Consider the following 13789-nt stretch of genomic DNA (forward strand, 5'->3'; position numbering starts at 1 on the left):
GCAGGAGGACGGTTCCGGCTACCGCATCGAGCTGCGCCTGCCGCGCGGCGTGATGCCCGAGCGCATCGGTTTCGCCGTGCACGATTCGGCGCAGGCCGACGCGACGCCGCCCGAACCGCGCCGCGTGATCGCCTACGACGACGGCGCCGCGCGCTCGCTGCAGCCGCTCGTGCCCGCGCACACGCGCACACGCCTCGTCGCTGCCGACGGCTGGCTCGTCGCCGACGCGGGCAAGCTCAACGCCGCGGGCGTCGCCGCGCGCGACGGGCCGGGCGGTTTCGCCAATTTCGTCTACCGCGTGCTCATCGCGCCCGGCTTCGGCGGCTCGGCCGCGCTCGACGGCGAGCGACCGCGCCTCGATGCGAGCGAGGTCTGGCAGGCATTGTCCGGCGTGCCGGCGACGAGCTGGCGCGCGGTCGATCGCGGCGGCGCGGTCGTGCTGACGGCGGCGATCCCGCTGCAGTCGGCCGACGGCCAGCACGGTGCCCTCGTGCTCGAACAGGCGAACCGCGCGCTGCCGCTGCTCGCCAACCGCGCGCTGGTTGGGCTCGCCGGCTCGACCCTCGTCGCGCTCGCGATCGCCCTCGCGATCCTGCTCGCGTTCGGCGCGTCGCTGTCGCTGCGCATCCGCCGCCTGCGCAATGCGGCCGAGCGCGCGGTGCGGACGTCCGGACGTCTGGGCGGCCCGATGCCGCTCGCCGACGCGCCGGACGAGCTCGGCGACCTCGCGCGCAGCTTCGCCAGGCTCGTCGACGAGGTCGCCGCCTACACCGACTACCTGCGAACGCTCGCCTCGAAACTCTCGCACGAGCTCAACACGCCGCTCGCGATCGTCAAGTCCTCGCTCGACAACCTCGAGCACCACGACGTGCCCGCCGCCGCGCGGCCATACCTCGCGCGAGCGCGCGACGGTGCCGAGCGGCTCGGCACGATCGTGCGCGCGATGAGCGAAGCGAGCCGCGTCGAGCGCGCGATCGCCTCGGCCGACGCGGAGGACTTCGACCTGCGCGCACTCGTCGCCGGCTGCGCCGAGGGTTATCGCGCACTCTGCGACGGTCGCGAGCTGCGCCTCGAGCTGCCGCCGACGCCGGTGCCGTTCCACGGCGCGCCCGAACTCGTCGCGCAGGCGCTCGACAAGCTGTTCGACAATGCGTGCTCGTTCACCCCGCCAGGCGGCTGGATCTCGCTGTCGCTGCAGGCCGACGCGGCCGGTGCGGTCGTGCGCCTCGCCAACCAGGGACCATCGCTGCCCGCGGCGATGCAGGAGCGCCTGTTCGACTCGCTCGTGTCGATGCGCGAGAGCAGCGCGCGCGGCAGCGGTGCGGCACCGCATCTCGGACTCGGCCTCTACGTAGTGCGCCTCGTCGCCGAGCTCCACCAGGGCCACGCCGACGCCGCCAACCTCGCCGACGGCAGCGGCGTCGCGTTCTTGCTCGACATGGCGGGGATGCCGCGGCGGCGGCTGGCCGACGCCACGGGTTAGCGGCGACGCTCTTTTGGGGCGCGGGCCGGCAGGGCGGCTCAAGGCCGAAGGCCGGAGCCGCCCCCTGCGACGACGTGGCGGAGCAAAGGAGGGTGCTCCGCTGCGCGGCTTGATCCGCCCTACGCGGTCCTGCATGGTGGGGAGGCGCGCAAGGCTGAGCGCATTTTCGCCAACGCATGCCGCACCGCGGCGTGCCGTTTCGCGTGTTCGATGTCGTAATCGCCTGTCGTCCGCGAACCCGGGGTCGTTGCATGAAGTCTGTTGCAGTGCTTTCAGGCGCATTCCTCTGCGCCGCCGCCACGCACGCGGCCGAATCCGTCACGAGCGGCGACGAGATCGACTACATGCCGTCGGTGATCCGCTCGAGCGACGACGGCGCGCGCATCGTCGTCTTCGAGCGTTTGTCCGCCTGCGCTCAGCGGCGATCTCCTGCTCACGCGGTCGACCGACGACGGCGCGACCTGGAGCGCGCCGGTGCCGATCATTGCGACGACGGCGAATGAGCGACACCCATCGTTGGTGCAGCTTGCACCATCGAGCTACGCACTCTTCTACCTCAAGGGAAGCGGTGGCAGTTCGACCTTCCGCCTCTGGCGCGCGACGAGCACGGATGGCGTCGCGTTCGCCGAGCAGAACCCGTTGGACCTCGGCTGGGCAACCGGCGGCGAGGTCAACCCGCACGTGATCCGGCATGCCGACGGTACCCTGACGATGAGTTACCAGCGCCTGTCGGGTGGCAGCTTCGTCGCGCAGTCGAGCGATGGCGGCGCGACCTGGGACCAGCTCAAGACGTCGATCGCCACGGGTAGCCAGCTGCCGCGCATCGCTTATCGCGAGAGCGATGGGCTCTACCTCGCGAGCTACCAGGTCGGCAGCACCGCCCTGTCGATGTACGTGAAGACGAGCACCGACGTGCACGACTGGAGTGCCGCGCCGCAGGACTTCGCGTTGAGCGGCAACAATCACGACTCGCTGCCCGTGGTCATGCCTGACGGTGCGTTCGCGCTGTTCTGGATCCGCGAAAACGGCAGCCAGTTCGACCTCGCAGTGCGCCGTTCGACCGATGGCGCGACCTGGGACGACGCGATCACGCTCACCGATACACCGGGCGAGGATGATGTCGAACCGCACCCGCTCGTCGGCACGTCGTCGACCTCGGTCGAGCTCTACTGGGGCCGCGATACGCCCGCGGGCAGCCTCAGCCACGACATCGTGTTCGAGCCGAATGTGATGGTCTTCGACGTGGTCTTCGCCGACGGCTTCGATCCGGGCTGAGCGCCATAGGCCGGCGCACGGCGCGGTCTCTGTCGCGCCGCAGCACGCCCTGTTATCTTCGCGGGCCGCTCATCCCGAGAACCGGCCCGTGATCACGCAGGAAGAATTCGCCGCGCTCGCCGCGCAGGGATACAACCGCATCCCGCTCGTGCGCGAGGTGCTGTCCGATCTCGACACGCCGCTGTCGGTCTACCTCAAGCTCGCCGACGGGCCGTACTCGTACCTGTTCGAGTCGGTCGAGGGCGGCGAGAACTGGGGACGCCATTCGATCATCGGCCTGCCGTGCCGGCGCGTGCACGTGCTGCGCGGACGCACCCTCACGATCGAGGAGCTCGGTGACGTGGTCGAATCGCGCGAGCTCGACGATCCGCTCGGCGAGATCGAGCGCATCCGCGCCGCGTACAAGGTGGCGAGCGTGCCGGGCCTGCCCGCGTTCAGCGGCGGCCTCGTCGGACATTTCGGTTTCGAGACGATCGGCTGGATCGAGCCGCGCCTCGCGCGCGAGGACAAGCGCGACGAACTCGGCACGCCCGACGCGCTGCTCATGCTGAGCGAAGAAGTCGCGGTGTTCGACAACCTCAAGGGCCGCCTCTACCTCATCGTGCACGCCGATCCGGCGCAACCGCAGGCGTACGCGCGCGCGCGCCGGCGCCTCGACGAACTCGCGTTCCGCCTGCGCCATTCCGGCTCCGGCTATCCCGACGTGCTCGATCCGAAGGGCTTGGGCGAAGCGGATTTCGAATCGAGCTTCACGCGCGAACAATACGAGGCGATGGTCGAGCGCGCGAAGGAATACATCCGTGCCGGCGACATCTTCCAGGTGGTGCCGTCGCAGCGCCTGTCGGTGCCGTTCCGTGCGCGCCCGGTCGACGTCTACCGCGCGCTGCGCGCGCTCAATCCATCGCCGTACATGTATTTCATCGACCTCGGCCGCACGCAGATCGTCGGCTCGTCGCCGGAGATCCTCGTGCGCCTCAAGCAGGGCCGCGTCGTCGTGCGGCCGATCGCCGGCACGCGCCCGCGCGGCAGGATGCCCGAGGAGGATCTCGCGCTCGAGCAGGAACTGCTCGCCGACACCAAGGAGCGCGCCGAGCACCTCATGCTGATCGACCTCGGCCGCAACGACGTGGGCCGCGTCAGCCGGACCGGCACCGTCAGGCTCACCGAGAGCTTCGTGATCGAGCGCTACTCGCACGTGATGCACATCGTCAGCCAGGTCGAAGGCGAGCTGCGCGAGGGCCTGTCCTACATGGACGTGCTGAAAGCGACGTTCCCGGCCGGCACGGTCAGCGGCGCGCCGAAGGTCCGCGCGATCGAGATCATCCAGGAGCTCGAGCCACACAAGCGCAACATCTACGCCGGCGCGATCGGCTACATCGGCTGGAACGGCGATGCAGACACCGCCATCGCGATCCGCACCGCGGTCATCCAGGATGGACGTCTCTACGTCCAGGCCGGCGGCGGCGTCGTGTACGACTCCGACCCCGCGAAGGAGTGGGAGGAAACGATGAACAAGGGCCGCGCGCTGTTCCGCGCGGTGGCACAGGCCGCCGGCGGCTTGTGAGCCGCACGCCGCCGCCCACTTCGTTGGCGGATCAACTGCGCAGCGCGGGATCCGACGAATTTCCAGCGTCGTGGGCGAAGCGGCTGATCGCCGCTTGATCGCAGCACCCCCTTGCGTCACGCTTCAGGCTTGCACGATCGCGAACGCCCGCCGAAACGCTACGAGACCCTCGCCGACGAGATCGAAGCGTCGATCCGTGCAGGCACGCTGCGCGCGGGTGACCGCCTGCCGTCGGTACGCCAGGCCGCGGCGAGCCGGCGCGTGCACTCGTCAACCGTGTTCCAGGCGTACTACCGCCTCGAAGCGCGCGGCCTGATCCGCGCCCAGGCGAGGTCCGGCTACTACGTCGCCACCGTGCCGCCACCGTCGCTCGAACAGGCGTCGTCGCCGCAAAGCGATTCGATCGCGGTCGACGTCGGCGAGCGTGTGTTCACGATCCTCGAGGCGACGATGCGGCGCGACGTCGTGCCGCTCGGCTCGGCGTTCTCGAGCCCGACGCTGTTCCCGCTCGCACGCCTCGCCAAGACGATGGCATCGACCGTCCAGCGGCTCGATCCGCGCGCGAGCGTCGACCACCTCCTGCTCGGCAATGCCGCGTTGCGCCGGCAGATCGCCTTGCGCTACCTCGTCGACGGCCTGGCGATCGACGCGGACGAACTCGTCGTCACCAACGGCGCGATGGAGGCATTGCATCTCGGCCTTGCCGCGGTGACCAGGCCGGGGGATGCGGTCGTGGTGGAGTCGCCGACGTTCTACGCCGTGCTGCAGGCGCTCGAGCAGCGTGGCCTGCGTGCGATCGAAGTCGCGACCCATCCACGCGAAGGCATCGAGCTCGGTGCGCTCGCCGACGTGCTCGAACGCCAGCGGCCGGCTGCGTGCTGGCTCATGACGAACTTCCAGAATCCGCTCGGCAGCCTCATGCCGGACGCGAAGAAACGCGAACTCGTCGCGCTGCTCGCGCGACACGTCACGCCGTTGATCGAGGACGACGTCTACGGCGAACTGTACTTCGGTACGCGCCGGCCGCCGCCGGCCAAAGCGTACGACAGCGCCGGCCTCGTGCTGCACTGCTCGTCGTTCTCGAAATCCCTCGCGCCGGGCTATCGCATCGGCTGGATCGCCCCAGGTCGCCATCTGCGCACCGTCGCGCGGCTCAAGCTGTCGACCACGCTCACCGCGTCGACGCCGGCCGAAGCGACGCTCGCCGCGTACCTGGAACATGGCGGTTACGACCGGCACCTGCGCAAGTTGCGGCGGGCGCTCGTTCAGCAACGCGATGCGATGCTCGCGTCGATAGCGACGCATTTCCCGGCCGCGACGCGCGCGACGCGACCGGATGGCGGGTATTTCCTATGGCTCGAGTTGCCCGCGGGGGTCGACGCCCTCGAAGTACACCGGCGCGCCCTGGCGCGGGCGATCAGCGTCGCGCCAGGGCCGATCTTTTCGTCACGCGCGCAGTTCGAGCGCTACCTGCGGCTCAACTTCGGCCATCCGCACGACACGCGCCTCGAGGCGGCCGTGGCGGCACTGGGCCAGCTCGCGAAGCCGGCCTGAGTGCGACAATTCGCGCAGTCTGATCCGGTCGTTTCGGCGCCAACTGATCGGTTTGCCGGCCGCGGGCGCGGCTATCGTTGCCACCATCCACCACCGGGAGCCCGCCATGGCCGGCAAGATCCTCATCGTCAGTGCCTTCGCAGCGATCCTCTGGCAGCTCGGCGCGGGCCTGTATTTCATGATCGTCGACCATGGCACGACTAGTCGCACCGTGCGCGCGCTGACCTGGCGCATCGGCCTGTCGGTCGGTCTCATCCTCGTCGTCATGCTCGGCGTCGCGACCGGCTGGATCCAGCCGCACGGCCTTTCGCGCTGATGCGGCGCCTCGACATGCATCGCCGATCCGCTGCCGTGTTCGTTCTCGCGCTGTCGACATCGGCGGCGTGCGCCGACGACGGAATCGCAGAGCGGCTCGCTGCGTGCGCGGCCTGCCATGGCGCGCATGGTGAAGGCATGCGGGGTACCGAATACGTGCCGCACCTGGCCGGTAAACCGGCCGGCTACCTGTTCGAGCAACTCGCGGGCTTTCGCGACGGGCGCCGCGTGAATGCGTCGATGACCTGGCTCGTGCAGTTCGTCGACGACGACTGGCTGCGCGAGATCGCCGCGTACTACGCCGCGTTGCCGCCGCGCAGCAATGCCGCCGACACGGGGGCGGCGCAGCTCACGCCGGAGCGGCGCGCGCGCGCCGAACGCCTCGTGCGCGAAGGCGATCACGAGCACGGCGTGCCGGCGTGCAGCGCCTGCCACGGACCTGATCTCGCCGGCGTCGAGCCGGGGATCCCGGCGACGACAGGCTTGCCTGCCGACTACGTCGTCGCGCAGTTCGGCCACTGGCGCAACGGTTCGCGCCGTGCGCGCGAACCCGACTGCATGCGGGACGTCGCACGCGCGCTCTCGCCCGAGGACATCCGCGCGGTCGCGACGTGGCTGTCGCAGCAACCGAACGCGACGGGCCTGCGCCCTGCGGCCGCGGGCAGCGTCGTTCCGCCCGTGAGTTGCGGCGCGCTGAAGGTGGAGGCGACACCGTGAGGCTGCGTCGCATCCTGTTCGTGTTCGCCTGGCTGCTGTTGCCGTGCCTGCTCGCGGCCGTCGCGATCGCGGCCGTGCTGTTCGCGCGCCAGGGCGGCGTCGAGCCGTATCGCATTCCGCACGGCGGGCGCGTCGTCGCGACCGACGCGGCGACGCTCGCGCGTGGCGACTACCTCGCGCGCATCGGCAACTGCCGCGCCTGCCACACGACGCGTGGCGGCTCGCCCTTCGCCGGAGGCCGTGCGTTCGCGACCGGCATCGGCACCGTCCACAGCACCAACATCACGCCCGATCCCGATCACGGCATCGGCGACTGGTCGGCCGATGAATTCGCGCACGTGATGCGTCATGGCGTGGCGCGTCGCGGCGCGCTCTACCCGGTCTTCCCGTACGCGCACTTCGCCGAAGTCGCCGACGCCGACCTCGACGCGATCTATGCTTGGTTGCGCACGCAACCGGCGAGCGCGTCCGAGCCGCCAGCGAACCGGCTCGAGCCGCCGGCGGATTCGCGCCGCGCGCTGGTCGGCTGGCGCATGCTGCACTACCGCCCGAGCGACGCGCGCATCGATCCGAGCGATCGTGGGCGTTACCTCGTCGAGGGTCTCGGCCACTGCGCGATGTGCCACAGCGCGCGCGGTGAGCGTGGTTCGCTGCCGTCGGAAGGCCACTTCGCGGGTGGGCGCATTCCCGGTATCGGCTGGTACGCGCCGCCGCTCGATCGCGTGCAGCTCGCGCGCTACTCGGAACAGGAACTCGCCGACTACCTGCGCACCGGCACGTCCGCGCATGGCAGCGCGTACGGGCCGATGGCCGAGGTCGTCTACGCGAGCCTGCGCGAGCTCACGCCCGACGATGCGCTCGCGATCGCGCGCCACCTCAAGCAGGTCGAGCCGGCGCCGCTGCGTGCGCCGGTCGGCACCGATGCGAGCGACGACCCCGGCAGCAAGGGTGCACAGGCCTACGCGCATGCGTGCGCCGATTGCCACGGCAAGGACGGCGAGGGGAAACCGGGTGCGTACCCGCCCTTGCAGGGCTCGGTCGCGGCCACCGCCACCGACGCAACCAATGCGGTGCGGCTCGTGCTCTATGGCGGCATGCCCGTCGCGCTCGATGGCGGGCCGCGACCGCATTCGATGCCGCCGTTCGTGCAGCAGCTCGATGCGGACGAGATCGCGGCGGTGATCAACTACCTGCGCCGCCGCTGGGGCGGGCGCGACGACCGCATCAGCGCGCAGGACGTCGAATCGATGCAGGGCATCATCGTCGATTGAATCCATGAACGCATTCTTCGAAACCGGACTCTCGTTCATCCTGTTCCTTCCGACATTCGCGATCGTCGGCGCCCTCTACTGCGCCTGGCCGCGTGCGCCGCGCGGCGCCGCGCGCTGGCTCGCCGATGTCGGCGTGCTCGCGCTCGCCGCAGGGGCGAGCATCTTCGCGATGCGCTGGGGTTTCGACGCGGGCACCGGCAGCGGCGGCCACCTGTGGCGGCAGATCGTCGCGACGCTGCTGGCGTACGGCGTGTTCCTCGCGGTGCTCGCGCTGGCGTGGCCCATGCGGGCGCGGTGGATGCGGGGCAGGAGCAGGGGCGAGGGCTGAGGGCGGGGAGGCACGTGCCATTGGTTCCTGCGCCAACGTAATGAACCATGATGGCGTCGCCGCTCATCGAGCGGCGCGCTCGCGTAGGATTGGCTTGGCCGCCGCCGCGAAGAGCATCGTGGCTTCCGCCCGCTCCCACGGAAGCGTGCTCGCGCGAGCCCCGGCGCTTCGTGAGGGCGCCGGAAGGCGCGGTGCTTGCCCTCAGCCCTCAGCCCTTAGGCCCCAGCCCAGCATGACCCACGCCACCCCGCTCATTGCGACGCTCGTCTCCGCATTCGTGCTCGCCTACGTCGCGGGCATGCTCGCGCAGCGGCTGCGGCTGCCGCCGATCGTCGGTTACCTGCTTGCGGGTGTCGCGATCGGTCCGTTCACGCCCGGCATCGTCGCCGACCAGGCGCTCGCGCCGGAGCTGTCGGAGATCGGCGTGATCCTGCTCATGTTCGGCGTCGGCCTGCACTTCTCGCTCGGTGACCTGCTCGCGGTGCGCGCGATCGCGCTACCGGGTGCGGCGGTGCAGATCGCGATCGCGACCGCGCTCGGCATGCTGCTCGCCTGGGCAATGGGCTGGCCCGTCGGCGCGGGCCTCGTGCTCGGGGTCGCGCTGTCGACCGCCAGCACGGTGGTATTACTGCGCGCGCTCGAGGAGCGCAGCCTGCTCGAGACGCAGCGCGGCCGCATCGCGATCGGCTGGCTCATCGTCGAGGATCTCGCGATGGTGCTCACGCTCGTGCTGCTTCCCGCGCTCGCGGGCCTGCTCGGCGGCACCGCGCAAGACGGCGTCAATCTCTACGCTGCGCTCGGCCTGACGCTCGCCAAGGTCGCCGCATTCGTCGCCGTGATGCTGCTGTTCGGCCGGCGCGCGATCCCGTGGCTGCTCGAGCGCACCGCGGGGACGGGCTCGCGCGAACTGTTCACGCTCGCGGTGCTCGGCATCGCGCTCGGCGTCGCCTATGCCTCGGCGGTGCTGTTCGGCGTGTCGTTCGCGCTCGGTGCGTTCTTCGCCGGCATGGTGCTCAACGAGTCGAAGCTGAGCCACCAGGCCGCGCAGGATTCGCTGCCGTTCCGCGATGCGTTCGCGGTGCTGTTCTTCGTCTCGGTCGGCATGCTGTTCGATCCGTCGATCCTCGTGCGCGCGCCGCTGCCCGTGCTCGGCGTGCTCGCGATCATCCTCTTCGGCAAATCGATCGGCGCGTTCCTCATCGTGCGCGCGTTCGGCCGTCCGACCGAGGTCGGCCTCACGATCGCGACGAGCCTCGCGCAGATCGGCGAGTTCGCCTTCATCCTCGCCGGCCTCGGCATCGAACTCGGCCTGCTGCCCAAGGACGGCCGCGACCTCGTGCTCGCCGGCGCGATCCTCTCGATCTGCGCGAACCCGCTGCTGTTCATCGCGCTCGACCGCTGGGTCGCGCGCCGCGAGGCCGCGCACGCCGCCGCGGCGGCCACGATCCAGCCCGACCTGCCGCCGGGGCCGCCGCTGCCCGAACGCGACCACGTGATCCTCGTCGGCTTCGGCCGCGTCGGGTCACTGGTCGGCCAGCGCCTGCATGGCGAAGGCATGCCGCTCGCCCTGATCGAGCCCGACGCGGATGCGGTCGAGCGCGCGCGGACGCTCGGCATCGCTGCGCTCGTCGGCAACGCGGCGGCGGTCGACAAGCTCGCCGCGGTCCACATCGCCCACGCGCGTGCGATCGTCGTCGCGATCCCGCAGCCCCTCGAGGCCGGGCAGATCATCCGCCATGCGCGCGAGGCGAACCCGGGGATCGCCGTACTCGCGCGCGCACATTCGGACGAGGAAGTCGCCTACCTGCTCGGCTGCGGCGCCGACGCCGCGGTCATGGGCGAGCGCGAGATCGCGCGCAGCATGTGCGAGTCGGTCGACGGCCTCGCGCGCTGGTTCGGGCGGCGCGACGCCGAGGCCGATCCCGACGCGGCCTGAGCGCGCAGCCGTCCATACCCGGGCGTGCTGCCGTTCGGCCGTATACTCGTCCTCTGGCACCGGCGCGACGGGTGTGACCACCATTGACCATGAAGGATTTCAGGATCGAGTTCCTGACTCACGAGGGGTACGCGTTCTTGGCTGCCGAGATCGCCTATCGAGAGCAACGGATATGTCAGCTCTTCCGACGCGTAGAGGACGATGGCATCGACATCGAAATCCTTGACGAGCGCTTCGAGCTGGAAGAGTCCGTTCTGAGGTTTCCGCTGGACGATTTTCTTGCGGTGCTGGATCGCACCAAAGCGGAGCTGCTCGCTTTGCGGCTGGACGGAATGACGTAGTCGATGCTTCGGAAGCACCGGCGTTGGTCGATTGAGAATGGACAAGGTGCGAGCTCTATGCTGTTAATGATCGACAACTACGATTCGTTCACGTTCAACCTCGTGCAGTACTTCGGCGAGCTCGGCGAGGACGTGCGCGTGATCCGCAACGACGAGATGACCCTGCCGGCGCTGCGCGCGCTGCGGCCGTCGGCGATCGTGATCTCGCCGGGGCCGGGCACGCCGGATGATGCGGGCGTGTCGCTCGAGGTGCTGCAGCGGCTCGGTGGCGAGGTACCGGTGTTCGGCGTCTGCCTCGGCCACCAGTCGATCGGCCAGGCATTCGGCGGGCGCGTGATCCGCGCGAAGGAGATCATGCACGGCAAAACCTCGCCGATCCATCACGCGGGCAAAGGCGTGTTCCGCGGCCTGCCCGATCCGTTCGAGGCGACGCGCTACCACTCGCTCGTGGTCGAGCAGTCGTCGCTGCCGGACTGCCTCGAAATCACCGCGTGGACCGAGCATGCGGATGGTTCGCTCGACGAGATCATGGGCCTGCGCCACCGCACGCTGCCGATCGAAGGCGTGCAGTTCCATCCCGAATCGATCCTCACCGAACATGGCCATGCGATGCTGCGCAACTTCCTCGCGCAATCGCTGCCCAAAGCCGCCTGACGCGCCGCACCGGGGAGAGGGAGCGATGCACGCACGCCATGTCCTGTCCGCCACGGTCGCAAGCGCGTTGCTCGCGGCGTGTGCGACGAAACCGCCGCACGAGGCCGGTGCGCGCGTCGAGCTCGACGGCGATGCGTCGGTATTCCTGCCCGGCGTCGTGTCGTCGGAATACTCGGAGATCCGCGCGGCGCTCAGCCCCGACGGCAACACCGTGCTGTGGGGCAGCACGAACCGGCCCGGCGGCGCGGGCGGATGGGACGTCTGGATGAGCCGGCGCAACGACGGCTCATGGAGCGCACCCGTCGCGGCCGCGTTCGATACGCCCGCGAACGAGTTCGATCCCGCGTTCGCGGCCGATGGCCGCACGGTCTACTTCTTCTCCAATCGCGTCGGCGGTTACGGTGGCGACGATCTCTGGCAGGCCGCGTTCGATCCGGCATCGGCGACGTTCGGTGCGCCAGTGAACCTCGGCGCGGGTGTCAATTCCGCCGGCGACGAATGGGCGCCGAGCCCGTCCGCCGACGGCCGCAGCCTGCTGTTCTCGACCAACGGCCGCGGTGGTGCGGGCCGACACGACCTGTTCACGAGCGCATGGCGCGACGGCGCGTGGCAGGCCGCGGTGCCGATCGCGGGCGAGGTCAATGGTGCCGGCGACGACTTCGACGCGGCCTGGCTCGACGGTGGCCGCGTGCTCGTGTTCGCGCGTTCCGACGACGTCGACGACGCGCCGATCGCGCTGTGGTCGGCCGTGCGCGACGGCGATCGCTATGTGCACGCGCAACCGCTCGACGCGCGCGTCAACGTCGACGGCGGCTGGATCCTCGGCCCGTCGATCGATCCCGCGCATCAGGGCGTTCTGCTGTTCTCCGGCGAGCGGCCAGGCGGGCAGGGGCGAACCGACATCCACTCCATCCACTACCGCGTGCGCTGAGCGCGAGTCCGACCGACCCATGCCGATCACCCCGCAGGAAGCGCTGCAACGCGCGATCGAACACCGCGAGATCTTCCATGACGAGATGGTCGAGCTCATGCGCCAGATCATGCGCGGCGAGGTGTCCCCTACGCTGGTCGCAGCGATCGTCGCCGGATTGCGCGTGAAGAAGGAGACGATCGGCGAGATCACCGGCGCCGCACGCGTGATGCGCGAACTCGCCGCGAGGGTCGACGTCGGCACGCCCGCGCACTTCGTGGACATCGTCGGCACCGGCGGCGACGGCGCGCACACGTTCAACATCTCGACCGCGAGCATGTTCGTAGCCGCGGCCGCGGGCGCCAAGGTCGCCAAGCACGGCAATCGCAGCGTGTCGTCGAAGTCCGGCAGCGCCGACGTGCTCGAGGCACTCGGAGCGGTCATCGACCTCGGCCCGGCCGAAGTCGCGCGCTGCTTCGCGCAGACCGGCATTGGCTTCATGTTCGCGCCGAACCACCATCCGGCGATGAAGGTCGTCGCACCGGTGCGCAAGGAACTCGGGGTTCGCACGCTGTTCAACATCCTTGGCCCGCTGACCAATCCCGCGGGCGCGCCGAACATCCTCATGGGCGTGTTCCATCCCGACCTCGTCGGCATCCAGGTGCGCGCGCTGCAGCAGCTCGGCGCGCGCCATGCGCTCGTCGTCTGGGGCCGCGACGGCATGGACGAAATCTCGCTCGGTGCGGCGACGATGGTCGGCGAGCTGCGCGATGGCGTCGTGCGCGAATACGCGATCGAGCCGGAGGACTTCGGCCTCGTGATGGCCTCGAGCCGCAATCTGCGCGTCGCGCACGCGCTCGAGTCGAAGGCACTGCTGCTCGAGGCGCTCGACGACACGCCGGGCGTCGCGCGCGACATCGTGCTGCTCAATGCGGGCGCGGCGCTGTACGCGGCCGACCTTGCGGGCTCGATCCAGGACGGCATCGAACGCGCGCGCGCGGTCGTTGCGAGCGGTGCTGCGCGTGCGAAGCTCGATGCATTCGTCGCCGCGACGCGGCAGCTCGCCGCAGGGGCAACGTCCCCGGCCTAGGTGGGTCTTGGCGCATCATTGGGAAGAACAGCGCGGCTGAAGCCGCTCCCACGACAGCAGCATGGCCGCTACGCTTTTCAGCCCAGCCCCAGCCCCCAGCCCCCAGCCCCCAGCCCTCAGCCTCAGCCCTCGCATGTCCGACATCCGCCAACGCAGCCACGCGCGCAAGGTCGAAGAGATCGCCGAACGCAGCGCGCGCCAGCCACTCGCCGAACTCTCCGCGCAGGTCGCCGACCTGCCGCCGACGCGCGGTTTCGCCGCTGCGCTGGAAACGAAGATCGCGGCCAGCGCGGCCGGCGTGATCGCCGAGGTCAAGAAGGCCAGCCCGTCGCAGGGCGTGATCCGCGCGGA

General features: G+C 70.1%; 14 protein-coding genes and 1 pseudogene. All 15 read left to right on the forward strand.

Features of this window, described 5'->3' with window-relative positions:
- The coding region (locus ACTHK2_RS01175; protein WP_440243839.1) for an ATP-binding protein at nucleotides 1-1483 on the forward strand (1483 nt) is incomplete at its 5' end.
- A 251-nt stretch (nucleotides 1484-1734) separates the two neighbouring features.
- The gene (locus ACTHK2_RS01180; RefSeq protein ID WP_440243840.1) at nucleotides 1735-1986 is read left to right on the forward strand and encodes a hypothetical protein; all 252 of its coding nucleotides are present in this window, start codon (nucleotides 1735-1737) and stop codon (nucleotides 1984-1986) included.
- Nucleotides 1958-2758 carry a sialidase family protein gene (locus ACTHK2_RS01185; protein WP_440243841.1) on the forward strand — a complete coding sequence of 267 codons (801 nt, stop codon included), beginning with the start codon at nucleotides 1958-1960 and terminating at the stop codon, nucleotides 2756-2758. The genes ACTHK2_RS01180 and ACTHK2_RS01185 overlap by 29 nt, the downstream gene beginning before the upstream one ends.
- Nucleotides 2759-2846: 88 nt before the next feature.
- Nucleotides 2847-4322 (forward strand): anthranilate synthase component I, encoded by a 1476-nt coding sequence (gene trpE, locus ACTHK2_RS01190; RefSeq protein WP_440243842.1) that lies wholly within the window; start codon nucleotides 2847-2849, stop codon nucleotides 4320-4322.
- 129 nt (nucleotides 4323-4451) lie between these two features.
- Nucleotides 4452-5876: a PLP-dependent aminotransferase family protein gene (locus ACTHK2_RS01195; RefSeq protein ID WP_440243843.1), complete on the forward strand. Its 1425-nt coding sequence runs from the start codon at nucleotides 4452-4454 to the stop codon at nucleotides 5874-5876.
- A gap of 106 nt (nucleotides 5877-5982) precedes the next feature.
- Nucleotides 5983-6192, forward strand: coding sequence for a twin transmembrane helix small protein (locus tag ACTHK2_RS01200; RefSeq protein ID WP_440243844.1), 210 nt, complete (start codon nucleotides 5983-5985; stop codon nucleotides 6190-6192).
- A 14-nt stretch (nucleotides 6193-6206) separates the two neighbouring features.
- Entirely contained in the window at nucleotides 6207-6908 is a 702-nt protein-coding gene (locus tag ACTHK2_RS01205) for a c-type cytochrome (RefSeq protein ID WP_440243845.1), read from the forward strand.
- Nucleotides 6905-8179 (forward strand): c-type cytochrome, encoded by a 1275-nt coding sequence (locus ACTHK2_RS01210; protein ID WP_440243846.1) that lies wholly within the window; start codon nucleotides 6905-6907, stop codon nucleotides 8177-8179. Before ACTHK2_RS01205 ends, ACTHK2_RS01210 begins: the two co-directional genes overlap by 4 nt.
- A gap of 4 nt (nucleotides 8180-8183) precedes the next feature.
- Nucleotides 8184-8507 (forward strand): hypothetical protein, encoded by a 324-nt coding sequence (locus tag ACTHK2_RS01215; RefSeq protein WP_440243847.1) that lies wholly within the window; start codon nucleotides 8184-8186, stop codon nucleotides 8505-8507.
- A gap of 232 nt (nucleotides 8508-8739) precedes the next feature.
- Nucleotides 8740-10443 carry a YbaL family putative K(+) efflux transporter gene (ybaL, locus tag ACTHK2_RS01220; protein ID WP_440243848.1) on the forward strand — a complete coding sequence of 568 codons (1704 nt, stop codon included), beginning with the start codon at nucleotides 8740-8742 and terminating at the stop codon, nucleotides 10441-10443.
- 89 nt (nucleotides 10444-10532) lie between these two features.
- Nucleotides 10533-10784 (forward strand): hypothetical protein, encoded by a 252-nt coding sequence (locus tag ACTHK2_RS01225; protein ID WP_440243849.1) that lies wholly within the window; start codon nucleotides 10533-10535, stop codon nucleotides 10782-10784.
- 57 nt (nucleotides 10785-10841) lie between these two features.
- On the forward strand, nucleotides 10842-11438 hold the full coding sequence (locus ACTHK2_RS01230; protein ID WP_440243850.1) for an anthranilate synthase component II: 597 nt from the start codon (nucleotides 10842-10844) through the stop codon (nucleotides 11436-11438).
- A gap of 25 nt (nucleotides 11439-11463) precedes the next feature.
- Nucleotides 11464-12369 carry a TolB family protein gene (locus tag ACTHK2_RS01235; protein ID WP_440243851.1) on the forward strand — a complete coding sequence of 302 codons (906 nt, stop codon included), beginning with the start codon at nucleotides 11464-11466 and terminating at the stop codon, nucleotides 12367-12369.
- 19 nt (nucleotides 12370-12388) lie between these two features.
- Nucleotides 12389-13438, forward strand: a complete 1050-nt coding sequence (gene trpD / locus ACTHK2_RS01240) for an anthranilate phosphoribosyltransferase (RefSeq protein ID WP_440243852.1) — start codon at nucleotides 12389-12391, stop codon at nucleotides 13436-13438.
- 133 nt (nucleotides 13439-13571) lie between these two features.
- A pseudogene (gene trpC / locus ACTHK2_RS01245) lies at nucleotides 13572-13789 on the forward strand (indole-3-glycerol phosphate synthase TrpC); the annotation flags it as partial.

It is taken from the genome of Dokdonella sp., assembly GCF_051958935.1.
GTDB lineage: Bacteria > Pseudomonadota > Gammaproteobacteria > Xanthomonadales > Rhodanobacteraceae > Dokdonella_A.